Source organism: Pseudomonas karstica (assembly GCF_009707515.1).
Taxonomy (GTDB): Bacteria; Pseudomonadota; Gammaproteobacteria; order Pseudomonadales; family Pseudomonadaceae; genus Aquipseudomonas; species Aquipseudomonas karstica.
This window is the reverse complement of the sequence record NZ_WLYI01000003.1, coordinates 47,532-74,408: the sequence shown is the minus strand read 5'-3', so window position 1 is coordinate 74,408 and position 26,877 is coordinate 47,532. Positions and strand designations below refer to the sequence as shown.

Annotated in this window: 12 protein-coding genes and 1 pseudogene; 9 read left to right on the top strand and 4 right to left on the bottom strand. The window is 63.8% G+C overall.

The genetic code is table 11. The features are described 5' to 3' along the window. Positions 1 to 15: 15 nt before the first annotated feature. The gene (locus GIR22_RS03000; RefSeq protein ID WP_377664406.1) at positions 16 to 576 is read right to left on the bottom strand and encodes a TetR/AcrR family transcriptional regulator; all 561 of its coding nucleotides are present in this window, start codon (positions 574 to 576) and stop codon (positions 16 to 18) included. A 300-nt stretch (positions 577 to 876) separates the two neighbouring features. On the opposite strand from GIR22_RS03000, the gene GIR22_RS02995 reads away from it, so the two are divergent. Together GIR22_RS02995 and GIR22_RS02990 are read left to right on the top strand one after the other, a co-directional pair. Then, positions 877 to 2,946 carry a TonB-dependent receptor gene (locus tag GIR22_RS02995; RefSeq protein WP_154741870.1) on the top strand — a complete coding sequence of 690 codons (2,070 nt, stop codon included), beginning with the start codon at positions 877 to 879 and terminating at the stop codon, positions 2,944 to 2,946. 181 nt (positions 2,947 to 3,127) lie between these two features. After that, positions 3,128 to 4,018 (top strand): AraC family transcriptional regulator, encoded by an 891-nt coding sequence (locus GIR22_RS02990; RefSeq protein WP_154741869.1) that lies wholly within the window; start codon positions 3,128 to 3,130, stop codon positions 4,016 to 4,018. Positions 4,019 to 4,021: 3 nt separating this feature from the next. Here the strand turns inward: GIR22_RS02990 and GIR22_RS02985 are convergent, their stop codons facing one another. After that, a complete protein-coding gene (locus tag GIR22_RS02985) occupies positions 4,022 to 5,734 on the bottom strand; it encodes an ABC transporter ATP-binding protein (protein ID WP_154741868.1) in 1,713 nt (570 codons plus the stop codon). After that, positions 5,718 to 7,499 (bottom strand): ABC transporter ATP-binding protein, encoded by a 1,782-nt coding sequence (locus GIR22_RS02980; protein WP_154741867.1) that lies wholly within the window; start codon positions 7,497 to 7,499, stop codon positions 5,718 to 5,720. The genes GIR22_RS02985 and GIR22_RS02980 overlap by 17 nt, the downstream gene beginning before the upstream one ends. Positions 7,500 to 7,755: 256 nt before the next feature. Between GIR22_RS02980 and GIR22_RS26710 the strand changes: the two are divergent. The 7 genes and pseudogenes from GIR22_RS26710 to GIR22_RS02950 all read left to right on the top strand — a co-directional run. Then, positions 7,756 to 9,330, top strand: a pseudogene (locus tag GIR22_RS26710) ((2,3-dihydroxybenzoyl)adenylate synthase); the annotation flags it as partial. A 54-nt stretch (positions 9,331 to 9,384) separates the two neighbouring features. After that, positions 9,385 to 10,725 (top strand): salicylate synthase, encoded by a 1,341-nt coding sequence (locus GIR22_RS26705; protein WP_377664403.1) that lies wholly within the window; start codon positions 9,385 to 9,387, stop codon positions 10,723 to 10,725. Beyond that, positions 10,722 to 17,129, top strand: coding sequence for a non-ribosomal peptide synthetase (locus tag GIR22_RS02970; RefSeq protein WP_154741865.1), 6,408 nt, complete (start codon positions 10,722 to 10,724; stop codon positions 17,127 to 17,129). Before GIR22_RS26705 ends, GIR22_RS02970 begins: the two co-directional genes overlap by 4 nt. Then, the gene (locus GIR22_RS02965) at positions 17,126 to 22,600 is read left to right on the top strand and encodes a non-ribosomal peptide synthetase (protein ID WP_154741864.1); all 5,475 of its coding nucleotides are present in this window, start codon (positions 17,126 to 17,128) and stop codon (positions 22,598 to 22,600) included. The genes GIR22_RS02970 and GIR22_RS02965 overlap by 4 nt, the downstream gene beginning before the upstream one ends. Further along, a complete protein-coding gene (locus GIR22_RS02960; protein WP_154741863.1) occupies positions 22,597 to 23,691 on the top strand; it encodes an NAD-dependent epimerase/dehydratase family protein in 1,095 nt (364 codons plus the stop codon). Before GIR22_RS02965 ends, GIR22_RS02960 begins: the two co-directional genes overlap by 4 nt. Continuing rightward, on the top strand, positions 23,688 to 24,770 hold the full coding sequence (locus GIR22_RS02955) for a Gfo/Idh/MocA family oxidoreductase (RefSeq protein WP_154741862.1): 1,083 nt from the start codon (positions 23,688 to 23,690) through the stop codon (positions 24,768 to 24,770). Before GIR22_RS02960 ends, GIR22_RS02955 begins: the two co-directional genes overlap by 4 nt. Beyond that, positions 24,760 to 25,554 (top strand): alpha/beta fold hydrolase, encoded by a 795-nt coding sequence (locus GIR22_RS02950; RefSeq protein ID WP_178122060.1) that lies wholly within the window; start codon positions 24,760 to 24,762, stop codon positions 25,552 to 25,554. The genes GIR22_RS02955 and GIR22_RS02950 overlap by 11 nt, the downstream gene beginning before the upstream one ends. Here GIR22_RS02950 and GIR22_RS02945 read toward each other — a convergent pair. Beyond that, positions 25,551 to 26,807, bottom strand: coding sequence for an MFS transporter (locus tag GIR22_RS02945; RefSeq protein WP_154741860.1), 1,257 nt, complete (start codon positions 26,805 to 26,807; stop codon positions 25,551 to 25,553). The two genes, GIR22_RS02950 and GIR22_RS02945, sit on opposite strands and share 4 nt — an antisense overlap. Between the last annotated feature and the right edge of the window lie 70 nt (positions 26,808 to 26,877).

The following is a 26,877-nucleotide window of genomic DNA, read 5'->3' as shown; positions in this document are numbered from 1 at the left end:
TTAAAAAAAACGCCCCTATGCCAGCAGGCGTTTACTCGTGATCAGTGCGGTTTCAAAGGGGGCCGTGGTCTTTTTGACCTTGACTAGCAATGAGGCGCCAAGCCATAGCTGATACAGCGATTCGGCCAAGGTCACCGCATCCTGGGTGGTCAGGATCGAACCATCCGCCATGCCCTGCTCAACGCAGCGTGTAATGCGCTGGATAATGAGCGCCGTGCCTTCCTCCAGTACCCTGCGCATGTCTTCCGACAAGTCGCAGACTTCAGCGCCCAGTTTTACCACCAGGCATTTTTCCTCGGGATGATCGAACGCCTGGGTCTTGGCCCAGTAGTTCAGGTAGCCCAACAGCCGCTCGGCACCGGTTCCTTCTGCCGCCATGACAATGTCGACGCGACCGATGTACTCCTGAAAGTATTCTTCGAGCAGCGCCTGACCGAACTCCTCTTTCGAGCGGAAGTAGTGATAGAACGAGCCCTTGGGCACGCCCGCGGTTGCCAGCACTTCCGACAAGCCGACGGCTGTATAGCCCTTGTTGGTCATCAGCGACTTGGCCACATCGATGATGTGCTGTCGCATGTCTTGGATTTTCTTCATGGGAGGCAGCCTATACAAAACTAGACCGGTCGTCTAGTAACTATTGCCCAACGGTTTTAGGAGCTCTGCGCTGAGCCGATAACAGCTCTATAGGTATGCCGACGCTTTATAGCGAACAGCGTGAGGTTACTAACGAAGTAGAGCCCTCGGTAGCAATTGCGTGAAAGGAGGCAAAACGCTAGCAACGTTGCACTGTAATCGGGTGATTTGGGACCCGAATCGGGTAGCGAACAAAATGAGAAACAGTATCATTTGCGCCATTCTTCTTCAGGCGTGGATCCCATGGAACGCTCTCCCCTTTCCCAAGCCGTACGCTGTGCCCTGTTTCTGTCCTGCACCCTGCCCTTGATGCAACCGGTGATGGCTGCCGACGTCAATCTTGAGGAGCTGGATGCCACGGTGATCACTGCCACCAAACAGGACACCCCGCAATTCAAGACAGCGAACAGTGTCAGCGTGGTCAAGGGTGAAAAGATCGAGGACAGTCACCTCGATACCCTCGGCGATGTGGCCCAGCGCCAACCCAATCTGTATTTCAGTACCTTCACCCGGCACACACCGTCGCTGACTATTCGCGGCCTGGGTTTTTCCGATGATGAAGGCGACAGCATCAGCAACAGCGTGTACATCGACGGCGTGCCCATGAACGCCCTGGTACTCGGCCAGTTGTATGATATTGACCAGGTCGAAATCCTGCGTGGCCCGCAAAACACCCTGTACGGGCAAAACAGCATGGGCGGCCTGGTGGCCCTGCGCACCCGTGACCCTGAGTTCACCGCCAGCGGCAAGGTCAAGCTGGAATATGGCACCCATAACCAGCAACGCGCCGAAGTCACTGGCAACCTGCCCCTCACGGAGAACACCGCCGTGCGTGTCAGCGTCGGCGGTGAAAAGAACGACGGCATGATTGCCAACTCCACCCTGGGCCGCCATGACACGGCCGGTTGGGACAGCGGCTTCGGACGCATCAAACTCTTGCACCTGGACGATGATGGCGATGAGTGGCGCTTCGGTCTGCATCATATGAATACCCACGGCGACAACGACTACTTCGCCCCCCGTGACCTTGCGAAAAAGTACCAATCCAACGCCACCGACGCCGGCACCAACAACACCGAGTACACCTTGTTCACCGGCGAATACCGCAAGCGTTTTGCCGATGACACGCAATTGGTGGTCAACGTTGGTGCCAACCAGACCGAGTGGGATTACTGGTTGCCCAAATCGATCTTTGGCGGCACCGCCGGCTATGACATGAAGACCCGCCAATACACCGGCGAAGCGCGGTTCAATGGCCAGAATGGCAATATCGACTGGCTGGTGGGCGGCTTCCTGTCCCATGTACGTCGTGACGCGCCCTACACCTTCGACCTCAGCCCGTTTTACCTGAGCGACACCAAGGCCAGGGTCGAAGGCGACACCGTGGCCACCTTCGGAGAACTGGGCTGGCGCTTCCAGCCGCAGTGGCGCGCTGCAGTCGGCCTGCGGGTGGAGCACAACCGCCGCACCATGGACTGGAGCAGCCAACAGGGCGCAATGTTCGACAGCGACGGTGACGGTGCGCCCGATACCAGCTTCGCCAGCCTGGAGTCGTTCAACAACCGCAAAGTCAACGAGACCGTGGCCCTGCCGCGCTTCAGCCTGGAATACAGCCCCAACGAGCAACACTTCACCTACCTGGTATTGGCGCGCGGCTACAAGGCGTCGGGCTTCAACACCTACTCCACCACCGCCAGCGCGGCCGGCGATGCCTACAACCCCGAGTACGGCAACTACGCCGAGTTGGGCTACCGCTACCGCGCGCCGAGCAAGGTGTGGGAAGTCGGGGCCGACGTGTTCTACACCCGCCTGCGTGACCAGCAGGTGATCGTCGAGGACGGCGGCGGCCAGACCTCCACCAGCAACGCCGGCAAGTCCCATAACAAAGGCCTGGAATTGACCGCCACGGTGCGGCCGGTGGCGTCGGTACAGGTCAACGCCTATGCCAGCCTGCTGGAAGCGCAGTTCGATGACTACACCCGCGGTGCAGTAGATTACTCCGGCAAGCAATTCCCCAGCACACCCAAGCACAGCTACGGCGTATCGATGGACTGGGCAGCCACCGACCACATCACCGTCGGCACCGGCCTGACGCGCCAGGGGCAATCTTATCTGTACCCGAATGCGACGATGTCCCAGGGTTCGTACACCTTGTGGGACGCCAATATCGACTACCGCCTGAAGCAGTGGACAATCGGTCTGTTCGGCAAGAACCTGGGCGACACCACCTACTTCACCCGTGCCATGTCCAACGGCATGGTCATCGCTGGCCAGCCGCGCACTTTGGGTATAAGGGCTGGCATGGAGTTCTGAGGGGTAGCGTTACACTCTTGCAAATGAGAATGATTGGTAATAGCCTGCGATGCATCTTGAATGCTCGCGCGGATTTCTGGACAACGTGGTGACCGAAACCGGGCGCCGCAGGAACAAGGATACTGGCGAGCCGTTTGCCCCCCTGCCCAGGTTTCCTGGGCGGATGCCTGCAAGGACGACCATGTACCAGCTTCGTGCTTCTACCTTTTTCGACGAAACCGCACCTCAAGCCGGCCCTCCCGGTTGCCATGTGCGAACCCAGGTGATCCAACCCGGGCTGGAAGTGTCCCTGGTGACCTTCGACGCCAGCCAGGCCGTTCGCATCAGCACCATCGACGACAACCCCCACCTGCACTTCAGTTGCATGCTCAACGGCGATATCGACGTACGCGTCGGCCGCAAAGGCCTGCGCCTGGGCAAAGACCAGTTGATGACCAGCTTCGCCCCCGCCGAACGCTTCGAACTGGAATTCGCCCCGGCCCATCGCAACCTCGAACTGCGCATCACCCCCGAGCGGCTGAGCGAACTGGCCGGCGACGATTACCAGCGCCTGGGAGACAGCATCGAAGGCAACTTTTGCCTGCACACCACCCATGGCAACCAGCGCATCAAGGATGCTGCCCTGCGCCTGGAGCGCCTGCTGGGGGATGATTCGGCCTCGCGGCTGCTGGTGCATTCGGCCAGCCTGGAGTTTCTCGCCTGGCACCTCAAGGCCTTCAACCCCAAGGAGCAGAGTGAGCAGATTTCCCGGCGCGAACAGAAGCAGCTACTGGCCGCCCGCGAGCGCTTGCTGATGGACCTCAGTGCCGCACCCACCATCGAGCAGCTTGCCCGTGAAACCGGACTTAACCAGCTCAAGCTCAAGCGTGGGTTCAAGGCGATGTTTGATGTGAGTATCTACGCCCTGTTCCAGCGCGAACGCATGGGCAAGGCGCGCCAATTGTTGCAGCAACACGGGGTGACCGACACCGCCTCCATGCTGGGCTACAGCAATATCAGCCACTTCAGCGTGGCGTTTCGCAAACAGTATGGGGTGCTGCCGCGCGATGCCCGGCGCGGCGCCCTGGAATAGATCTCAGCCAACCTGCTGCTGCCACAACTCGGCATATAACCCGCCCTGCGCCAGCAACGGTGCGTGGCGGCCGCGCTCGACGATACGCCCCTGGTCCAGCACCAGAATCACATCGGCATGGCGCACCGTACGCAAGCGGTGCGCCACCATGATCAGCGTGCGGCCCTTGGCCAGGCGTGATAACGCCCGCTGAATTTCATACTGGGCCAGCGGGTCCACCGAGGCGGTGGCTTCGTCCAGCAGCAGGATCGGTGCGTCCTTGAGCAAGGCCCGAGCGATGGACAAACGCTGGCGCTCACCGCCGGACAAGCGCTGGCCATTCTCGCCAATGGGCGTGTCATAGCCCTGTGGCAGGCGCTGGATGAACGCATCACAGCCGGCCTGGCCACAAACGTACATCACCTGCGCCAAGCTGGCCTCGGGTTTGCCCAGGCGCACATTGTCGAGCACGCTGGCGTCGAACAGTTGCACGTCCTGGAATACAAAACTGCAGGCACCGTACAGTTGCTCCAGGCGCATATCGCGCACATCCACGCCGCCCAGTTCGATGCGTCCCTGCTGCGGGTCGTGGAACCGTGCCAGCAAATGCAACAGGCTGCTTTTACCCGCTCCGGAAGGCCCGACGATCGCCAGCATCTGCCCGGGCTCGACACTGAAGTTCAACCCCCGCAACGCCCACTCAGGCTGCTCGGGATAACGCAGGCTTACGTCACAAAACCGCACGTCGTGGCCCTGCACCGTCACAGGTTGCAACGGCTCTTCAACGGTGGGCATGTCGAGCAACAATTGCAACCGACCCTGGGCCTGGGCCAGGCCACGCAGTTCGCTCAGGTACGCAGCCACATCCAGCAACGGATCCAGCAGGCGCGGCGCAACCAGCGCGAACAACATCCACGTCAGCACCGGCAATTGCCCTGCATTCGCCAACAGGCCTGCCGTCAACAACAGCAGCACCAAGCTTATATCCACACACAAACGGTAGAGCTGAATCGCGCTGCCACCCCACACTTCCACACCCAGGCTGTGCCGTTCGATCTCACTGAACTGCTGGTCCAGCCGCCCACGCCATGCCCCGGCACGGTTGAACAGGCGCAAGGTGCGCAGCCCGGCGATAAACTCCACCAGCAACCCCGCCGCCTGCATAAAGCTGTGCTGCTTGCGCCGCGCCGCGGCGAGGAAAAACCCACTCAGCCGGTTCAGCAACACAAAGGCCAGGGGCAAGGTCACCAAGAGCGCCAGGGTCAGGCGCCAATCTACCCACACCAGCACCAGCATAAACAGCAGGGGCACGGTCAAGGCCGCCAGCAACTCCCCCAGCACATGGGTGAAGATGGTTTCGATACGCTTGACGTCCTCGGTCAAACGCTCGCCCAGTTGCCCGATACGTTCCTGGCGCAACGCCCCCAACGGCAGCCGCGCCACATGGTCCAGCAGCTGCTGCCGGTAACCGTGCATCAGTTCATAGCCACCCAGAAAACTGTTGAGCTGGCCAAAATGGGAGCACACCAGCTGCGCCGCCAGCAACCCCAACAAGCCAAGGGTCAGCCACAGCAATGAAGCTGTCGTCCCCCCCTGCAACCACACAAACCCGAGAAAAAACGGCGCAATCGCGCAGGCACGCTCCAGCACGCGCAACCCCAGCCCACACCAGAGACGTGGTGAACGGGTATCCGCAATGCCCACCACTTGGCGCAGCCCTTCAATCAACCGGTGCATGCTGCATACTCCCTTCTCGGATGGTCCAGTCTTCACTGTCGAACTGGTGCTGCCATTGCGTGGCGTAGGCGTTGCTGCGCGCCAGCAAATGGGCATGGGTGCCTCGCTCCTGAATAACGCCGCGCTCCAGCAATACGATCTGTTCAGCGTCGCAAATGCTGGTCAGGCGATGGGCGATCACCAGCAGGGTCTTGTCCGGCCAAGTGTCGCGCAGGGCCTGGTAGAAGCGGCGCTCGGTGCGGCTATCGGCAAAGGCTGTGGCTTCGTCCAGCACCAGGACGGGGGACTCGGCCAACAACGCACGGGCCAGGCCGATGCGCTGGCGTTCGCCGCCAGACAACCGCACGCCACGCTCATCCATTGGCGTGTCGAGCCCCAAGGGCAAGGCGCGTACAAAGTCCTCGACCTGGGCCACGCGCAGGGCGGCGTAGATCTGTTCGACGGTGGCGTCGATGTGGCCGATGCGCAGGTTATCCAACAGCGTGCCCTGGAAGATGAAGGCGTCCTGGGACACCACACCCACCGTGGCGGCACGGGCCGCCTCACTGAGGTTCGCCAAGGGTTCGCCGTTGAGCAACACCCGTCCCGTATCGGCCTCCAGCAACCCACCGAGTAACCAGGCCAAGGTACTTTTGCCACTGCCCGAGGGGCCGACCAGAGCAGTCATTTTCCCGGCAGGCAAGTGCAAGTCGATATGCTGCAACACGGGTTGCTGGGCATAACTGAACGAGACCCCTTCGAACGCCACGGCCAACGGCGCACTCAAGGGTTGCTCGCTTGCGCAGGCCGGTTGCGGCCACACCAGCAGCGGCGCAAACCGTCGCACGCCGCCCATGATTTCCTGCCATTGGGAATTGAGCCGCGCTACCCGCAACAACGGGCGCAACATGCCGGTGCCAAGGATCAATACCAGTACCAGCTCGGCCTGGGTCAACTGTCCCGCACCGTAGAGCCACAACCCCACGGGGAACAGCACCACCACATTGGCCCCCAGCAAGACCACGAACACCGACCAGCCCGGCACCGTCATGCCGATCATGCGGCCGATCAATTGCTGGTAGTGGGCCAACGCCTCGCGCATACGCTTGAATGAGCGGGCATCCTGGTGGAAGGCTTTCATCAGCGGCGCACTGTGTAAAAACTCCAGCGTGGCGCCGTCCAGGTCATCCACCGCACCGGCGTATTGCGCCAGCCGCTCGCCCAGGCCGCGCATCATCCAGGTCTGCGCCAACAGCGCCAACGGTACCGGCAACAAAGCGCATAACGCCAAGCGCCAGTCAATAAAACACAGGGCAATAAATACCCACGCCGGGCTCAACAGCGCCGCCACACACTCGACGCTGTGGTGGGCGATAAATTGCTCCATGCGCTCCACGTCCTGGATCACCCGCTGCTTGAGCTCGCCACTGGACAAGCGGCTCAGCCACGGCAGCGGAGCCCACGACAGATGCCGCACCAGCGCGCGCCGAGTGTTGAGCAACACCCTATACGCCGCCACATGGCTCAGGTAATACGCCAGGGAGTACAACAGGTATTTCCCGAGCAATGCCAAGGCCATCCAGCCCGCCAGTGTCATCAGGCTTGCCCCCAGGCCAGGCTCGTCCTGCACCACGAGGTTCACTCCATGGGCCAGCAAAAAAAACGGCAGCAACTCCACCGCCGCCGCCAACACCGCCATGGCCACTGCCAGCCCCAGCCGTTGCCCCTGACCCCGCAGCAACCAGCGCCAACCTGGCGTTGGTGCGTCGGCCTGTTCAGTTTTCATCGCCACTCCCAGCCTGTCTCAAGTGTCTGGCAATGATTCCTCAAGCCGATGGGTGATGGCTCCCCTGATCGGTTCGGGCAGGCCCCGGAGGGGAATTATTGCGGGCCCGGAGAACTGCGCTTTTGGGAATAAGGATGTAACCAAAAAGTTCGGATCGGGGCCAAGGCGTTCGGTTTCGGGCGGTCTATTTGTTGAATAAGGAGAATCATTCTCAATAATCGACTTTCCAGCGACCCTCTCAACAGGAGCCAGATCCATGCACCCTCTTCATTGGCGCGACACCCAGGCTCAGCACCTGACCCAAGCCGGACTGTGGCAGCCCCAGAGCCTGAACGAGCACCTGCAAGATTGGGCGCGCGCATTTGGCCCACGCATAGCCCTGATCGAAGGCGATCAACAACTGAGCTACCGCGACTTCGAACACCAGGTGTGCTGCCTCGCCGGTGGGCTGGCCGACCTCGGCATCCACAGCGGCGACCGCGTGCTGGTGCAACTGCCCAATGGCATCGCCTTCGCCCGCACTTTATTCGCCCTGCTGCGGGTAGGTGCCTGGCCAATCCTGGCCATGCCGGCGCACCGCGAGCACGAAATCCAGGCGCTTTGTGAACTGGCCGAGCCCAGCGCCTATATCGTCGCCGAGCGTTTTCTGGGTTTCGATTACCGGCCCATGGCCGAGCGCCAGTTGGACCTGTGCCCCGCCCTGCGTCAGTTGGTCATCGCCGGTGATGTGGACAACCGTGGCGTACCCCTGGCCACCCTCCACGGCGCCGTGCGCGAACCGGAACCAGTCGACCCCCACAGTACCGCCTTGCTGCTGCTCTCCGGCGGCACCACCGGAACCCCCAAGCTGATCCCGCGCAGCCACGCCGATTATGCCTACAACGCCATGGCCTCGGCCCAGCTCTGCGGGTTCGATCGGGACGCGGTGTATCTCGCCGCCCTGCCCATCGCCCACAACTTCCCGCTGGCCTGTCCGGGGCTGATCGGCGCCTTGTCCACTGGCGGGCGCGTAGTGTTTTCGCGTACCGCCAGTGCCGATGAAGCCTTCGACCTGATCGCCCGCCACCGCGTCACCCACACGGCCCTGGTGCCGCCGCTGGTCAAGCTGTGGTTGCAGGCGCGGGAGTGGGACCACAGCGACCTGTCCAGCCTGCGCCTGCTGCAAGTCGGTGGTGCGCGCCTGTCCAGCGACGTCGCGGCGCTGGTCACCCCGGCCCTCGGTTGCGCCCTGCAACAGGTGTTCGGCATGGCCGAAGGCTTGCTCTGCTACACCCGCCTGGACGACCCGCAATCAGTGATCCTCAACACCCAGGGCCGGCCTCTGTGTGCGGCCGATGATGTGCGCCTGGTGAACACCGACGGCACATCAGTCGCTGCGGGCGAAGTCGGTGAATTGATCGTGCGCGGCCCCTACACCATCAGCGGTTATTACCGCGCCGAGGCCCACAACCGTCAGGTGTTCGATGCCGAAGGGTTTTACCATTCCGGCGACTTGGCACGCTGGAGCGCCGACGGCAACCTGGTGATCGAAGGGCGCATCAAGGAACAGATCAACCGCGCCGGGGAAAAAATCGCCGCCGCCGAAATCGAACAACTGCTGCGTGAACATCCCCAGGTCCAGGACGCCGCCGTGATCGCACTCACCGATGAACGCCTCGGCGAGCGCGTATGTGCCTGCGTGATCCTGCATCAACCGCAACCCATCACCCTCGGTGCCCTGCATCAGCATTTCCAGAGTTTGGGCCTGCCCCGCCACAAATGGCCGGACCAGTTGGAAATCCTGCACAGCTGGCCGCTGACCAGCGTCGGTAAACTCGACAAGCGCCAGTTGCAGCAACGCTTCCAATGCAACGCCGAGCCACGCCAACGTTACCTGGAATGCCGCGTGCCCATCAGCGCCGACCCCCAGGCATTGGCCGCCGCCCTGGCGGGCCACTACTTGCCCCAGGACCTCACCCTTTACGAGCATCAGGGCGAGTGGTCCCTCGGTATTGGTAGCATCGCTCAGGTACGTCTCAGCGGTACCACAGTGCAACTGAACGTGGCCGGCCAGTGCTGGAGCTGGCCCGCCGACGATATACCCCTAGCCCTGGAAAAAGCCGCCCAGGCCCTGCCCTTTGAACTGTGGCGCGCCTACGGCACCGCTACCTTCGAATTGGCGCGACGCTTTCACCAACTGGCGGATATGCCCAGCACCCGCCCGCTGCTGCAACTGGATATCCCGCCACTGGAAATTCGTGTTCGTGAAGGCAGCGCACTGATCCGTGCCTTGCAACCCGCCGCCCTCAACGCCGCCCAAAGTCGCGTGCAAGAACTGGACGCCGAATGCGCCCGTACCCTGGATCAATCCCTGCCCCGCGTCGCCCAAGTTGACATCGCCCACCATGACGCCGCGCGTTATTGCCGCCAGGTTGAAAGCGCCGTGGCGCAAATTAGCCGGGGCGATTACCAGAAAATCATTCTGTCGCGCAAAGTGCCCCTCGAAGGCCGCGTCGACCTGGTCGCCAGCTACCGTGCCGGGCGTCTCGCCAACACGCCCGCGCGCTCGTTTATCCATCATAAGGGCGGCTTTTCCTGCGTGGGTTTCAGCCCGGAAACCGTGGTGGAAGTCAGCGCCGGCGGGGCTGTCAGCACCCAGCCTTTGGCTGGAACACGCGCCTTGGGGCGAGATGCCGATGAGGAAGCACGCCTGCGCCAATCGCTGTATCAGGACCCGAAGGAAATCGCCGAACACGCCGTGTCGGTCAAGCTGGCGTTTGAAGAACTGCAACCGATCTGCGAACCCCAGGGCCTGGGGGTCAGTGAGTTTATGGACATCTCGCGGCGCGGCAGCGTGCAGCACCTGAGTTCGCGCCTCAAAGGGCGGCTCAAGCCCGGCTGCAATGCCTGGCATGCCTTTGCCGCGCTGTTTCCCGCCGTCACCGCCTCGGGCATTCCCAAGCGCGAAGCCATTGCCGCAATTGCCGAGCACGAAGGCGGCAGCCGCGACCTCTACAGTGGCTGCGTGATGATCGCCGACAGCGACGGCAGCCTCGATGCGGCGCTGGTGCTGCGCAGCCTGTTCGAAGACCACGGCCAGGCGTGGGTGCAGGCTGGTGCGGGGATTGTCTCGCTGTCCCTGCCCGAGCGCGAGCTGGAAGAAACCCGGGAAAAACTCGCCAGTATCGCCCCTCATGTGCGGCTGCTGGCCGTCGAGACACAACGGGCCGCCGAGGTGCAGCCATGAGCACGCTGACGATCGAGCACTTGCGCGAGCAGATCGGCGCGCTGCTACAGCGTGGCGAAGCGATGGACGATCAGGCCAACCTGATCGAACTGGGCCTCGACTCCCTGCACCTGATGCGCCTGGTCAATCAGTGGCGCCAGGCCGGCGCGTCGGTGACTTTCGCCGACCTGATCGAACAACCAACCCTCGCCTACTGGTTGCCGCGACTCACCGCCACCCCGCGCAAGGCCGTCACCACTGCCGTGGTGATAGACCCCACTGCGCCCTTCGCCCTCACTGACGTGCAACACGCCTACTGGGTTGGCCGCGGCGCGGAACAAGTGCTCGGTGGCGTAGGTTGCCACGCTTACCTGGAACTGGACGGCAGCGCCCTCGACCCGCAACGCCTGGCCTCTGCCTGGCAAGCCTTGCAGCAATGGCACGGCATGTTGCGCGCACGCTTTGATGACGAAGGCCGGCAACAGGTCTTGGAGCACGGCATGTCCGCGCTGCAAGTCCATGACCTGCGCACCCTTGCGCCGGCCGCGCGTGAACAGTCCTTGCTGGATATTCGCGACGGGCTGTCCCATCGGCAATTGGCGGTGGAACAAGGTGAGGTCGCCGGGCTGCAATTGAGCCTGCTGCCCGACGGGCGCACACGCCTGCACTTCGACCTGGATTTGCTGGTGGCCGATGTCCATAGCCTGCATCTGATCCTGCGGGACCTGGCCGCGTTGTATCGTGGTGAAAGCCTGCCCAAGGCGGCCCAGGGTTGGCATTTCGCTCACTACCTGGCACAGCGCCCGGTACCGGCGGCCAGTGCCGCCCATTACTGGCAAGCCCGTCTCGACCAGCTACCCGCCGGCCCTGCCCTGCCCCTGGCCTGCGAACCGGAAACAGTGCAACAGGTACGTTTTAGCCGGCGCCAACAACGCCTGTCACCCCAGGTGTGGCAACGCCTGCGGGACGGCGCCGCCAAGCGTCAACTCACCCCGGCCATGCTGCTCGCCGGTGCCTTCGCCCAAGTGCTGGGCCGCTGGAGCCAGGAGCCTCACTTCCTGCTCAACCTGCCGCTGTTCGACCGCCAGGGCGATACACCGGGGCTCGATCAGGTGGTCGCCGACTTCACCAACCTGCTCTTACTGGAAGTCGACCTGCGCCAACCCGGCAGCATTGTCCAGCAACTGACGCAATTGCAGGCACAATTCCATCGCGATGTGGCCCACGCCGAATACTCCGGGGTACAGGTACAACGAGACCTCGCCCAACGCGGCGCCGGCCAGCGCAGTTTTTCCCCGGTGGTGTTCGCCTGCAACCTCGGCGCACCGCTACTGGGACATGACGATGCGCACACCCTCGGCGCCCTCACCCACATGATTTCCCAGACCCCACAAGTCTGGCTCGACCACCAGGTCTACGAAGAAGACGGCGCCCTGCTGCTGGCCTGGGATGCCCAAGACGCGCTGTTCCCCGAAGGCCTGGTCGACGACATGTTCGACGCCTACCTGGCCCTGCTGCATGATCTGCAACACGACAGCACCTGGGACGCTCCGGCCCTGCCGCACTTGCCCGAACATCAACAGCACCTGCGCCAGCAGGTCAACGCCACCGACACGCCAATCGCTCCACGCACCTTGCTCCAGGCGCCCTTCGCCCTCAACGGCGAACGCCTGGCGCTGATCGACGGCGACCGGCGCATCAGCTACGCGCAACTGCAACAGGGCGCCCTGCGCATTGCCGCCGCGCTGCTGGAACACGGCGTGCAACCAGGTGAAGCGGTCGGCGTGTGTATGCCTCGTGGCCACCAGGCGGTGCTGGCGCTGTACGGCGTACTCGCCGCCGGCGCCTGCTACGTGCCCATCAGCCCGAGCCAGCCCCTGGCCCGCCGCGAACGCATCTGCCAGCTCGCCGCGATCAACACGCTGATCGACCCGCACTGGCTGCATCACGCCTTGACGTTCGAGCCGCTGCCAGCGCCAATGCCAGTGAGCCCCGACAGCCCCGCCTATGTGATTTTCACCTCCGGCTCCACCGGCGATCCCAAGGGGGTAGAGGTCAGCCACCGCGCCGCCTGCAACACCCTCGACGACCTTAACCAGCGCTTCGGCATCGGCGCTGATGACCGCCTGCTGGCGGTATCCGCCCTGGATTTCGACCTGTCGGTGTATGACCTGTTTGGCGTGCTTGCGGTAGGCGGCGCCGTGGTGCTGCTGGAGGAAAACCAGCGCCGGGATGCCGGTACCTGGAAGGCTCTGATCCACCAGCACCAGGTCACCCTGTGGAACTCGGTGCCGCTTTTGCTGGACATGCTGCTGACCGAAGCCGAAGACCACGCTCAACCCTTGCCCCTGCGCATGGCGTGGCTTTCCGGCGACTGGATCGGCCTCGACCTGCCGGCCCGTCTCCACGCGGCCAGCAACGGCCAGTGCCGGATGATCGCCATGGGCGGCGCTACCGAAGCCGCGATCTGGTCCAACTACCAACCTGTCGACTTGCCCTTGCCGGCGCATTGGCGTTCGATCCCCTATGGCAAGCCGTTGGGTAACCAACAGTATCGCGTGGTGGACAGCCTGGGTCGCGACTGCCCGGACTGGCTGGCGGGTGAACTGTGGATTGGCGGGGCCGGCGTCGCCAACGGCTACCGAGGCACGCCGCAACTGAGCGCTGAGCGCTTCGTCGAGCACCAGGGCTCGCGCTGGTACCGCACTGGCGATCTGGGTCGCTATTGGCCCGATGGCTGCCTGGAGTTCCTTGGCCGTCGCGACCACCAGGTCAAGGTGCGCGGCCATCGCATCGAACTGGGTGAAATCGAAAACGCCCTGCTCCTGCAACCACAAGTCCGCCAAGCCGTGGCCCTGGCCATCGGTACACCGTTGCACCTGCTGGCAGCGGTGGTCCCAACCGAAGGTTCGCTGTGCATCGAAGCACTGCGTCAGCAACTCAGCACCCAACTGCCGGACTACATGCTGCCCAGCCAATGGTTATTGCTCGACGACCTGCCCTTGAGTGCCAACGGCAAACTCGACCGACGGGCGCTGGTCGAACTCGCCGGGCAGACCGCCCCGCAGCAAGCCATCGCCAATGAAGCACCCTGTGGTGAACACGAGCAACAGGTAGCGGCGATCTGGCGCGAGTTGTTGCCGGGGGCCGAGGTGTACCGGCAAAGTGATTTCTTCCGTCTGGGCGGTGACAGTTTGCTCGCTACCCAGTGCAGCGCACGCCTGCGCCGCGCCGGCCTGGCGAATGCCCAGAGCCTGCGGCAGCTATTTGCCATGCCGCGCCTGGCGGAGTTCGTTGCGCAACTGCAAGCCCCTGGGGTGCACACCGAGCTACGCCTGGTGGCCGACCCTGGTCAACGACACCTGCCCTTCCCGCTGACCGAAGTGCAACAAGCCTATTGGCGCGGGCAAAGCCAGGGATTGCCACTGTCGTGCGGCACCACGTACCTGATCGAGTTGGACGGCGAAGCGCTGGATATCCCGCGTTTCGAACAGGCCTGGGACCGGCTGATCCAACGCCATGAAATGCTTCGCGCACAGTTGGTGGACGATGACCGTCAAGTAATCCTCTGCGAGGTGGCACCGATGAAGGTGCAGGTCCATCAGGCGAGTAACGCCGAAGCCGCCCGCCAACGCCTGGCCGAATGTTGGGTACAACGCCCACGTCAGCGCAGCCAGTGGCCAATGTTTGAAGTGCACGTCGTAGGCTATGGCGAAGGCCGTTGCCGGGCCGGGCTGTTTTTCGATTACCTGACTCTCGACGGCTTGAGCATCAAGCGCCTGCTGGCAGAGCTGGCGCTGCTCTACATCCAACCCGATACGCAGTTGCCGGCCATCGACCTGTCGTTTCGCGACTATGTTCTGCAGGTGCAGCCTGACCCTGCCACCCTCGAACAGGCCCGGGCCTACTGGCATGCGCGCCTCGACGACCTGCCCGGCCCACCGGCGCTGCCGTTGCACGGCACACCGCAGCAGTTGGCGGAGGTGCACTTCAGCCGTCGCGAATTCCGCCTGCCCGCGCCGCAGTGGCAAGCCCTGCGCCAGCGTGCTCGGGACTCCGGAATCACTGCATCGGTGTTGCTATTGAGCGTCTACTCCCAGGCCCTGGCGCGCTGGAGCGACGGCCAGGCCCACACCCTCAACCTGACCCTGTTCGATCGCCAGGACGTTCACCCGCATATCGGCCGCGTACTGGGGGATTTCACCTCCCTGGCGCCGGTGAGTTTCTACCCTCAGCCCCAAGCCAGCTTCCTGGCCCAGGCTCAGGCAGTACAGGCGCAAGTCGCCGATGTGCTGCAACATGCGGCGTGCTCGTCGATCTGGGTGCAGCGCGAACGGGCACGCCGTATCGGCCCACAAGCCGCGGCGCTACCGGTGGTGTTCACCAGCACCCTGGGACTGGCGGATGACCTGCTGGAAGACCTGCCCGCCGGCTTCCCCGACATCGCCGCCGGGGGGCTTTCGGAAACCCCACAGGTGTGGCTCGACCATCAGCTCTATGAACACCGCGGTGCCCTGGTGCTGTGCTGGGACGCGGTGGATGCGCTGTTTCCCAAGAGCCTGCTGGACGCCGCCTTCGCCAGCTACACCCAGGCCTTGCAGGTGCTGATCGACGCCGACTGGCACGCCCCGCTGGCCTTGCCGTTGCCTGACAACCAGGCACAGGTTCGCGCACAGGCCAACGCCAGCGCGGTCGCCATCGCGCCAAGAACCCTGCTGGACGCGCCCTTCTCCATCGACAGCCAGCGTCTGGCCTTGATTGACGGTGATCGGCGTGTCAGCTACGGCCAACTACGAGAGTGTGCCTTGCGTGTGGCCGGCTGGTTGCAGACCCAAGGCGTGCAACCCGAAGACGCCATTGGTGTGCACTTGCCTCGGGGCACTGACGCAGTGATCGCCCTGTTCGGTGTGTTGGCCGTTGGTGCGTGCTATGTGCCGATGGGCGTGCGCCAACCCCTGGAGCGGCGCCAACGTATCGAGCAACGCGCCGGCATTCGCCTGACGCTGGATGCCGATTCGCTGGCCATGGCCCTGGACAGCACAGCGTTATCCGCACCGGTTGCGATCAGCGTCGACAGCCCGGCCTATGTGATTTTCACCTCCGGCTCCACCGGCGAACCCAAGGGTGTGCAGATCAGCCATCGCGCCGCCTGCAATACCCTGGACGACCTTAACCAACGCTTTGCAATTGGCGCTGAAGACCGCTTGTTGGCCGTTTCCGCACTGGACTTTGACCTGTCGGTGTACGACCTCTTCGGTGTATTGGCCGTTGGTGGCAGCGTGGTGCTGCTGGATGAAGAACAACGCCGCGACGCCACCGTGTGGAACCGTCTGATCCAGCAGCACCAGGTCACCCTGTGGAACTCGGTGCCGATGCTGCTGGATATGCTGCTGACCGTGGCCGAGACCCTGCCGCTGCGCCAGGCCTGGCTATCCGGTGACTGGATCGGCCTTGACCTGCCGGCCCGCCTGCACGCGGCGAGCAACGGCCAGTGCCGGATGATTGCCATGGGCGGCGCTACCGAAGCCGCGATCTGGTCCAACTACCAGCCGGTCGACCTGCCGTTGCCGAAGCAATGGCGGTCCATTCCCTACGGCCGTCCGCTGGGCAACCAGTGTTATCGCGTGGTGGACGCCCAGGAACACGACTGCCCGGACTGGGTCACTGGCGAGCTGTGGATTGGCGGGCGCGGTGTCGCCATGGGGTATCGCGGTGCTCTGGAGCTGAGCGCCGAGCGTTTTGTGACACGCGACGACCAGCGTTGGTACCGCACCGGGGATATGGGCCGTTACTGGCCTGACGGCAGCCTGGAATTTCTCGGCCGTCGCGACCAGCAGGTCAAGGTGCGTGGTCATCGCATCGAGCTGGGGGAAATCGACAACGCCCTGCTGGCCTGTCCCCAGGTGCGCCAGGCGCTGACTGTCACCCTGGGCTGCCCGCCGAGCCTGGCAGCCGCCGTGGTGGTGGACGGCGAGGTGTCCCTGGAAGTGCTGCGCCAACAACTGCGTCAGCGCCTGCCGGACTACATGATCCCTGCCAGCCTGCAAATTCTTAAGGCCCTGCCCTTGAGCGCCAACGGCAAGGCCGACCGGGGCGCCGTGCACCAACTGCTGCTGGACTGCACCGCCGAACGCAGCGATGCCCCCCAGGGCACGCTGGAAACCGAAATGGCCGAGGTCTGGGCCGAGGTCCTGCAACGCCCGATCCCTGGGCGCCATAGTGATTTTTTCCTGCTGGGGGGCGACAGCCTGAGCGCTACGCGCCTGGTGGAAACCCTCAAGCGTCGACGCCTGTGCCAGGCCCCGCTGAGCCTGCGCGAACTCTTCGCTCACCCGAGCATCGCCGCCCTGTGTGACTACCTGGGCAGCCACACTGAACGCCCCCTGCATCTATACGCCGAGCATTTCGAGGAAGGCACCTTATGAATTCCCCCCTGAACCTGTCGCAATTTCTCGCCGAATGCGAAGCCCTGGGCATCCGCCTGTGGGCCGAGGACGGCCAACTGCGTTTTCGTGCACCGGCCGGCGCCCTCGACGACGCCCTCAAACAGCGCCTTCGCGAGCATAAGGAACACCTGTTGCAGTGGTTCAGCCCGCAACAGGCGGCGGTGGTCGCCGACCCGGATAATCAGTTCCAACCTTTCGCCCTTACCGATGTGCAGGCTGCCTACCTGGTGGGCCGCAGCGATGCCTATGACTATGGCGGCGTTGGTTGCCACGGCTATGTCGAACTCGACGGCCCGGCCCTCGACCCACAGCGCCTGGAGCGCGCCTGGCATCAGTTGATCCAGCGCCACCCTATGCTGCGTGCGGTGATTGCCCAGGCCGGGTATCAACGAGTGCTACCCGAAGTTGAATTACCGGCGCTGCATAGCCAAGACTTGCGCGCACTGCCCACCGACACCGAGCAACAGGCCCTGTTGGCCACCCGTGAAGCCCTGGCCAACCGCGTGTACGCCGCCGATGCCTGGCCGTTGTATGAACTGCGCCTGAGCCAGCGCACCAACGGCAGCCGCCTGCACCTGTCCATCGATTTGCTGGTGGCCGACTTTGTCAGCATCCAGTGCCTGCTGGGGGAACTGGACCAGTTGTACCACGCTCCCGAACGGGTATTGCCGGCCCTGGACCTGACCTTCCGAGACGCCCTGCTGGCCGAGCGCGCGGCCCTCGACACCGCCGCCGCACAGGCACGCCACAGCCGTGACCGCGACTACTGGCTGGGGCGCCTGGAGCAACTGCCGCCCGCCCCCGAGTTGCCGATCCTGGCACCTGTCGACGGTGACACGCCGCGGTTCGAGCGCCATGCCACCGGCCTGTCGCCCCAGCAGTGGCAACAGTTTTGCGCCCACGCCGCGCAACAGCGCCTTACGCCGTCGGCGGCGGTGCTGGCCGCGTTTGCCGAGATTCTCGGGCGGTGGTCGCGGCGCGCAGCGTTCAGCCTGAGCGTCACCGTACTCAAGCGCCCACCGCTGCATCCGGATATCGACAAGGTGTTGGGGGACTTCACCGCGGTCAACGTACTGGCCGTGCAGCCACCGCTCGACAGCCACTTCGGCCAACGCGCCACAGCGTTGCAAGAACAACTCTGGCAAGACCTGGAACACGGCGCGTTCTCCGGTATCGAGGTGCTGCGCGAACACGCCCGCTTGCACGGCCGCAGCCTGATGCCGGTGGTGTTCACCAGCACCTTGGGCGTCGGCAATGCTCACCCCTTTATGCGTGGCGCCACCTTGGGCTATGGCATCACCCAGACGCCGCAAGTGTGGCTCGATTGCCAGGTAAGTGAAGGCCCGCAAGGCTTGCAGGTAAACTGGGATGTGCGCAGCGGCGTATTCCCCGAAGGCCTGATAGAAGCCGCCTTTGCCAGCTTCGAACACCTGCTGCAGCAACTCGCCGAACAGCCCTCGCATTGGCAGGCTCCCTGCCCGTCTCAACTGCCCGCCGCCATGGCTGCCCGTCGTGACGCCAGCAATGCTATCCAGATCGAATGGCCCCAAGGCTGCCTGCACGACGGTTTTATCGACAGCCTGCAACGCACCCCGCACGCGCTTGCCCTGGTCTGTCACGAGGGCTCGTTCAGCTACCAGCAACTGGCCGAGCGCGCCAATGCCGTCGCACAAAGCCTGCACCGTGAAAGCTGCCCGGCAGGTGCCAAGGTCGCGATCATCCTGGACAAGGGCGTGGACCAGGTGGCAGCCGTGCTAGGCACACTGTTGCGCGGCGCAGTCTATGTGCCCATCGACAGCAGCCAGCCGGATGCGCGGCGGGATGCGATTCTCGAGGACGCGACCATCGGCTACGTGCTCACCGATACCGCCCAGGCCGAACAACGCCCATGGCCAACTCGCGTCAAGTTGATCGCCGTGGAGAGCCTGGCGCCGCTGCCCTTCGAACAACTGCCCGGTGTTCCGACCGATCCGGCCAGTCTCGCCTATGTGATCTACACCTCAGGCACCACAGGGCGGCCCAAGGGCGTGATGATGAGCCATCGTGCCACCTTCAACACCCTGTCGGATATCAACCAGCGGGTGGCGTTGACCGCGCAGGATCGGGTGCTGGGCCTGGCCAACCTGGGCTTCGACCTGTCGGTGTACGACCTGTTTGGCAGCTTCCTCGCCGGTGCCGCGTTGGTGCTGCCAGACCCGACGCAGCGCAGCGACCCGGCGCACTGGGCCGGGCTGATCAACCTGCACCATGTCAGCTTGTGGAACTCGGTCCCGGCGCAGATGCAGATGCTGTGCAGCTACCTTGACGCCGAGCCGCTTGCAGCTGCGAAACACCTGCGCGTGGCGTTGCTGTCCGGCGACTGGATCGCGATCACCCTGCCCGCTGCGATCAAGGCGCATTGCCCGGCCCTGCGCCTGATCAGCCTGGGCGGCGCCACCGAAGCGGCGATCTGGTCCATAGGGCATGAGATCGGCACGGTGCCGGCCAATGCCCGCAGCATTCCCTATGGCACGCCTTTGACCAACCAGCAGTTTCATGTGCTGGACGAGCATTTCCAGGATCGCCCGGACTGCGTGGCTGGCGAGCTGTATATCGGCGGCGTGGGTTTGGCCGACGGTTACCTCAACGACCCCGAGCGCACTGGCCAGCGCTTTATTCATCACCCTCTCAGCGGCGCGCGGCTGTACCGCACCGGTGACTTCGGGTGCTACCGCGCCAATGGGCAGATCGAGTTCTTGGGCCGCGAAGATACCCAGGTCAAACTGCGTGGCCATCGCATCGAACTCAGCGAGATCGAAAGCCTGCTTAACGAACACCCGGACGTGGCCCACGGCGTGACGCTGCTCAGTGGTGACAACCCCATGGAGCGGCGCCTGGCGGCATTCGTCGAAGCCCGCCACCTGAACGTCGATACCAGCGCTGCGCCCTTGGCGGCCTGCGCCCTGGAATGCGGCGCCGCGGCCACCGCAAGCCTCGACCGCAGACTGTTCGCCGAATGGGTGGCGATGGCCAACCGCATCGCCTTGCTGGACATCCTCAAGACCCTGCGCGATGCCGGACTGTTTGCAGATGCCAAGGCCCGCCACAGCGTGACCGAGGTACAACAGCAATGTCGCGTCTCCCCGGCCCATCAACGCCTGATGCGCCGCTGGCTCAAGGCCCTGGTCAACGAAGGCTGGCTGCTGCACGACGCCGACCACTACCGCCTGGGCGAAGCGCCGGATGCCGAGCAAAGTACGCTGTGCTGGCAGGCTATGAATGCCCTGGAGCAGCGTCTGAACTACGGTGCCGAACTGCTGCGCTACCTCCACGAATCCAGCGAACGCCTGCCGCAGTTGCTCAGTGGCGAGGTCGACCCACTGACCCTGCTGTTCCCCCAGGGCAACATGGACACCGCACTGGCGGCCTATAATGAAAACCTGCTGATGCGTTGCATGAACCAGGTGATCTGCGCCAGCGCCCGACAGATTGCCCGTGAGCGCGCGGCCCTCGGTCAACCCCTGCGGGTCCTGGAAATCGGCGCCGGAGTGGGTGGCACCAGTCGCGACCTGATTCCCGCGCTGGATGGCTTTGCGGTGGACTATCTGTTTACCGACGTCTCGACCTTCTTTATCAACGAGGCTCGGGAGCACTTTGCTGATCGGCCGTGGGTGCGCTTCGGCCTGTTCGACATCAATGCCGATGCGCTGACCCAGGGTTTGAACGCCGGCAGCTGGGATCTGATTGTCTGCGCCAACGTGCTGCATAACGCACGCCACGCACCGACGGTGTTGAATAACCTGCGCGAGCTGTCGGCCCCCGGCGGGCACCTGGTGGTGATGGAGGCCACCCGGGAAATCCTCTCGCTGCTGACCTCCATGGAGTTCAAGGAAGGCCTGGATGGCTTCACCGACCTGCGTGCCGGCAGCGACCAGACCTTTATCAGCCGCGCCCAATGGCAAGCGCTGTTCAGCGAGGCCGGTGCCGAGTTGGTGGCGGCCTGGCCCGAAGCCAATGACGTGCTCGACTGCGCGGGCCAGACCACCTTTGTCACGCGCTTCCCGGCGCGGCGCGTGGCGCTGACCGGCGAACAGTTGCACGACTATCTGCAACAGCGCTTGCCCGGCTACATGGTGCCCAGCCAGTTGCAAGTGCTGGAAAGCCTACCGCTATCGGCCAACGGCAAAGTCGACCGCGCCCGCCTGGCCCAGCGCCTGCAAGCCCAGGGCGGCAGCGTGATGGACAGCGGCGAGGCACCGCAAAATGATCTGGAACGGCGCATCGCCCAACTGTGGAGCCAGGCCTTGGGCTGCGCCGAGCTGGCCCGCGACCAGGACTTTTTTGCCGCCGGGGGCGACTCGCTGCTGGTCGCGCAGATTGTCGCGAAAATGCGTGAACAATTGCCTGAAGCGGCGAGCTGGGAATGGGACCGTCTGTTGCGCGAAGTGCTGCGTGAACCGACCGTCAAAGCCATCGCCGCACGCCTGCAGGAATTACCGTCGCAACCCTCCAACGGCAGCACAAATGCAGCCTCGCCTTTGAGCGTACTCGCCCCGGCGCGAGACCCGGCCTGCACCACCGTGCATGTGCTGTTGCACGATGGCAGCGGTACCCTCGCACCCTACCGTAGCTTGCTCGCCGCCTTGCGCAAGGCGCCTCAGCGACAAGGCGCGATCCTCGGCCTGAGCCTGCTGGATGAGAGTGAGTACCTGGACTTGGCTGCCGAGCAATTGATCGAACGATTGGGCGCGCGTTATGCCGGTTACCTGCAAGCCGAGGGCAACCTGCGCTTCGAACTGGTGGGCTATTGCATGGGCGGCCTGCTGGCGACCGAAGTGGCTCGCTGCCTGTTGGAAGCTGGTGCGAATGTGGGCACGGTGAGCATCATCAGCAGTGACCGTTTCCGCTATGAAATTGTCGATGATCTGCTGCTGGAGCGCGCCTTTGGCCGCCTGCTTGGCGCCGATATCCAGGCCGCTGGCCATTGCGTCGACGATGCCGGCCTGCACAGCGCCGTGGCGCACTTGATCGAACGCCATGGCCGTCAATTACCAGCGAACTGCCTGCAACAGCTGGACGGTGAGTGGGCACCCATCGCCGCCATCTACCGCCAACTGGCGCAGCAACCCAGCGACCAGCGCCTGCAAGCCCTCGCAGCCCAGGTACAGACCCAAGCCGAACCGATGCCGGCCGAACAGATCCAGGCATTATTCCGTGTATTCCGCCATAGCCTCAATGCCGTGGCGCGCTACCAGCCGGCGCCATTTACCGGCGACCTGCGGATTTTGCTGGACGATGAAACCCTGCACTTCCTGCCCGGCTTACAGGGCGATATGCGCGGCTTTTGGAATGACCTGGCGCTGGGTACCATCAGCTTGCAAACCATCAGCGGCGACCATGTGTCGTGCATGCAAACGCCCCATGTCAGTCAGTTGCTAGCGGTGTTGCTGGGCGAAAAGGTGATGGCATGAACCGGCCGTTGGTGGGACTGGTCGGCGCCGGTGGTGCGGTGGGCAGTGCGGCGCTGGCTCAATTGCTGCAACACGATCTACGGGTGCGCGGTGGTCAGCGCCAGGCGCAGGTGTGGCCGGACGGGGTCGATGGCCGGGTACTGGATCTGTTCGATGCCCAGGCCCTGGCGGACTTTTGCGCCGGATGCCAGGTGGTCCTCAATTGTGCGGGGCCGTCGTGGCGCGTGGGTGATAGGGTCGCGCAAGCTGCGCACGGAGCCGGTGCCGCGTACGTCGATGCGTTTGGAAATGCCGCGCTGCTGAGTGCGCTGCAAGGTGCCCGGCAACCCTCAATCATCGGTGCCGGGGTGTTTCCCGGCCTTACCGCGCTGCTACCGCGTTGGTTGGCCAGTCGCAGTTTCGACCGGGTGAGCAGCCTGCAAATCAATGCCGGCGGCCGCGAACACTGCAGTAACGCCGGAGGGGCTGATGTTTTGCTCAGTGCCCTGGGCGGCTTCGGTACGCCGAATGCCCATTGGGTGGATGGCCGTGTGCAGACGTTGGCAATCGAGCAACAAATGCAGCACTTGCCGGGCTTTCCCGAAGCAGTGTTTCGCAGTGCCTACCTGACCGACGAATTGCGGCGCCTGGCCAGCACCCTGGGGGTGCCCCAAGCGAGTTTCCATAACGTGTTCGATCACCCGCAGATTCCGGCGCTGATCGCCACGTTATGCCAGCGCCTGAGCCAGGACCCGAGTGCCCTGCCCCATGCAGTGGCGCAACTGGTGCAAGCCGCCGACCTGCAACTGTTGGGGCGCCGCGCCTACTACCGGCTGAGCGTGGAACTCACAGGTTGGGGTGATGGGCAAGCGCAACGCCAGCGCGCGGTGCTCAGCAGCCAGGACAGTTACGGCCTGAGCGCCACCATCGCGGTATGTGCCACCTTGCAGCTGTTGCATGATCAGTCGTGGCGCGGCGCGCACTGGGCCGGCGACTGCCTGCCGCCGGCCACGGTGATCGACGCCGTACAAGCCAGCACCGCGTGCCAGGCCCTGAGTATCGTCAACCTGGCCGTTGAATCGGTCGTGAGCGAAGAGGAAGGCGTGTTATGAGCGCGGCGCTACGTGTGATTGTTTGCGGCACGACCTTCGGCAACGTCTACCTGGAAGGTATCGCGCGACTGCCGGAGCATTACCAACTGGTGGGCATTCTGGGTCGTGGCAGTACACAGTCCGAAGCTTGCGCGCGGCGTTGGCAGGTGCCGTTGTATCGTAACCTTGCGGACTTGCCCGAAGTGGACCTGGCCTGCGTGGCTGTGCGCTCGGCGGTTGTCGGCGGTAATGGCACCGAGTTGGCCAAGGCGCTGTTGGCGCGGGGCGTGTCGGTGATCCAGGAGCACCCGGTGCACCACGATGAAGTCGCAGACTGCCTGCGCCTGGCACGCCAGCATGGCGTGCTGTACCGGCTCAATCCGTTCTACAGCGACCTGGCGCCCGTGCGCTGTTTCATCGATGCCGCCCGTCATGTACTGAGCCAACGTGAAGCCCAATACATCGACGCAGCGTGCAGTGTGCATGTGCTCTTTCCCCTGGTGGAAATGCTCGGCCAGGCCTTAGGTGGCCTGCGGCCCTGGGCCTTCAATCTACACGAGGGTAGCGTTGGGCCCTTTGTCAGCATCACGGGCGAACTGGCCGGTGTCCCGTTGCATTTGCGAGTACAGAACCAATTGCACCCCGGCGACCCGGACAACCACACCCAACTCCTGCATCGCATCGTGCTGGGCACTACGGGCGGTACCCTGAGCCTGACCGACACCCACGCCAGTGTGCTATGGAGCCCACGCGCCCACGTGCACCGCAATGCCCAGGGCGTGCTGGAAATGGACGGCGACTCCCCCGCCCTGGACCTGGCCGTCAGCAGCCTGATCGGCCACCCGCAACCGCCCACCCTACGCCAGGTGTTCAGCGAGCTATGGCCCGAAAGCATCGCCCAAGCGCTGTTGCGCGTGCATGCCAACATCGGCCAGCCGAACGATTCGGCACTTGCGCAGTTCCACCTCAGTTGCTGCAAGGCCTGGCAGCAGTTGGGCGCGGTGTTGGGCCCCGCACAATCCATTCATCCCAAACCGCCGACGCCCCTGGCCATGCATGCCTGGGTCGCCCCCTCAAGGAATCTGCCCCGTGCTCAATGAAATCCTGCACCTGCAACAGCATCAGCAACGCTGGATCCGCCGCTTCGAACCCCGCCCCCTGGCGCGCATGTATCTGTTCTGCCTGGCCCATGCCGGCGGCGGCGCGCGTTTCTTTGCCAGCTGGGCACGCCTGCTGCCACCGAATATCGAGGTGATCGCCCTGCAATTGCCGGGGCGTGAAGAACGCATCAACGAACCACTGATCGATCAGATGCGACCTCTGGTGAACGGCCTCACGGCGGTGTTGCCTGACTGGCTCGACCGGCCCTACGCGCTGTTCGGTCACAGCATGGGCGCGGCGGTCGCACATGAAGTGTGCCTGGCCTTGCAGCGTCAGTCGCTGCGACAGCCCACGTGCTTGATTGTGTCCGGCCGCGAAGGACCGAACAGGCACCATGGCGGCAGTTTGCACTTGGCGGAAGATGGGCGATTACTGGCAGATATTGCCGGGCTGGGGGGCAGCCCCTCGGCGCTGCAGACCTGCCCCGAGTTGCAGTCCATGGCATTGCCGATTCTGCGCAATGATTACAAGTTGATCGAGACCTATCGACCGGACCCGCAACGCGCGCGCCTGAACGTGCCAATTGAGGTGCTGGTGGGACGTGATGATCGGGAGTTGAACCCGGGAGATGCCGAGGCGTGGGCAGACGAAACGGATAAAGGGATACGTTTGCACCCGTTCGAGGGTGGGCATTTTTACCTGACTCCCCAACGTGAAATGGTGTTGCGTTGCATCAGCCGATGCCTGGGGGTGAGCAGCCCCCAGGCCCTTGAGATGCCTTAGGCGTCATTCAGCCCCAGTCCACGGGTGCTGCGCCGTACATGCCACAGCATGGCGAGCGCAGCACCGAGGGCCAACAGCCCAACCCCCAGGCCGCTGCCATAACCCAAACTGGCGGCCACGCCGATTGCCACCGACGACACCAGGATATCCCCCAGCGTCTGCAAGCCCTGGAACACCGAGCAATCGGTGCCCGGTTGCTCGCCCAACTGGGCAAAGCGCATCGCCAGCGTGTAGGAAGCCACACTGGTGACACCAATTCCCAGCCCGCCGAACACGGTCGCGACAATCACATAACCCATCCCCGACCACCCCGGTTGCATCACCAGCCCCAACCACAGCAAGCCGGCGCACCCGACCATCACCAGGCCGGCCAGCAAGGTAGCCCAGCGCGAAAACTGTTGCAGCAGCAACCCCGCAAGCCCACAGCCCAGGATGATGGTCAGCAACTGCCCGACACCGGCCAATACGCCGACATCACTGACCGACCACCCCGCATCCAGCAGGATCAACTTGGCCAGGCCGAAGAAAGTCGAGCCGCCCAGGGTCACCAGCATCACCAGAGCAGTCAGACGCCCAGAGAATGGGCGTTTGAAAAAATGCCGCAGGCTGGCCTTGTCCGTCGTCACTACCGCAGCAGGCTCCTGCCAGAACAACACCGGCAGGCTGCACAGCAGCACCAGGGTGGCTAGCAGGCTGAACACCACGGACGCGTGGAAGTGATCGAACAGCAGCATCGTGCCCGGCCCGCCGAGCAGCATGCCGACCATGAACCCGGCCACCTGGAAGGTGTTGACCCGGCCCAGGCTGGCACTGGGCAGACGTTCCGCCGCCAGGCCATCGACGGCGATATCCTGGGTGGCGCTGAACAATGACAGCAGCGCGATCAGGCCCAGCAGCAGGCCCATGTTCGGCACATCGAACGGCACCAGCGCCATCGCCGCCAAGGTGAGCACCGAGCCTGCCTGCAAGGGTAGGATCCAACTGCGACGCCTTCCCAGGCGCGGGCTCCAGCGGTTTTCCACCGCCGCCGCCCACAGCAGCTTGGCCACCCACGGCAAGCTGGCCAACGGCGTCAGCGCCACCAGGTCGAGGGATGCGCCCATGTTGCGCAACAGCGTCGGGTACGCTTGAAAAGCCAACCCTACCGGCAAGCCTTGCGCCAGGTACAGGCCAGCCACCAGCAACACAATTCGCCAATCCCGCGTGACCACCGGACGGTGGCCCACGAGCGATGTATCGACAACCGACTGCATGTGTTCCCCTGCCCCAAAAGCTAAAAAGACCATCTAAATGGATCCTTCAATGGGGCACCACCCGTAACCC

What these genes read in the sequence shown, in the direction of transcription:
- GIR22_RS03000 (WP_377664406.1), bottom strand. Translation starts at nt 576, where the DNA reads ATGCGACAGCACATCATCGATGTGGCCAAGTCGCTGATGACCAACAAG.
- GIR22_RS02995 (WP_154741870.1), top strand. Translation starts at nt 877, where the DNA reads ATGGAACGCTCTCCCCTTTCCCAAGCCGTACGCTGTGCCCTGTTTCTG.
- GIR22_RS02990 (WP_154741869.1), top strand. Translation starts at nt 3,128, where the DNA reads ATGTACCAGCTTCGTGCTTCTACCTTTTTCGACGAAACCGCACCTCAA.
- GIR22_RS02985 (WP_154741868.1), bottom strand. Translation starts at nt 5,734, where the DNA reads ATGCACCGGTTGATTGAAGGGCTGCGCCAAGTGGTGGGCATTGCGGAT.
- GIR22_RS02980 (WP_154741867.1), bottom strand. Translation starts at nt 7,499, where the DNA reads ATGAAAACTGAACAGGCCGACGCACCAACGCCAGGTTGGCGCTGGTTG.
- GIR22_RS02970 (WP_154741865.1), top strand. Translation starts at nt 10,722, where the DNA reads ATGAGCACGCTGACGATCGAGCACTTGCGCGAGCAGATCGGCGCGCTG.
- GIR22_RS02965 (WP_154741864.1), top strand. Translation starts at nt 17,126, where the DNA reads ATGAATTCCCCCCTGAACCTGTCGCAATTTCTCGCCGAATGCGAAGCC.
- GIR22_RS02960 (WP_154741863.1), top strand. Translation starts at nt 22,597, where the DNA reads ATGAACCGGCCGTTGGTGGGACTGGTCGGCGCCGGTGGTGCGGTGGGC.
- GIR22_RS02955 (WP_154741862.1), top strand. Translation starts at nt 23,688, where the DNA reads ATGAGCGCGGCGCTACGTGTGATTGTTTGCGGCACGACCTTCGGCAAC.
- GIR22_RS02945 (WP_154741860.1), bottom strand. Translation starts at nt 26,807, where the DNA reads ATGCAGTCGGTTGTCGATACATCGCTCGTGGGCCACCGTCCGGTGGTC.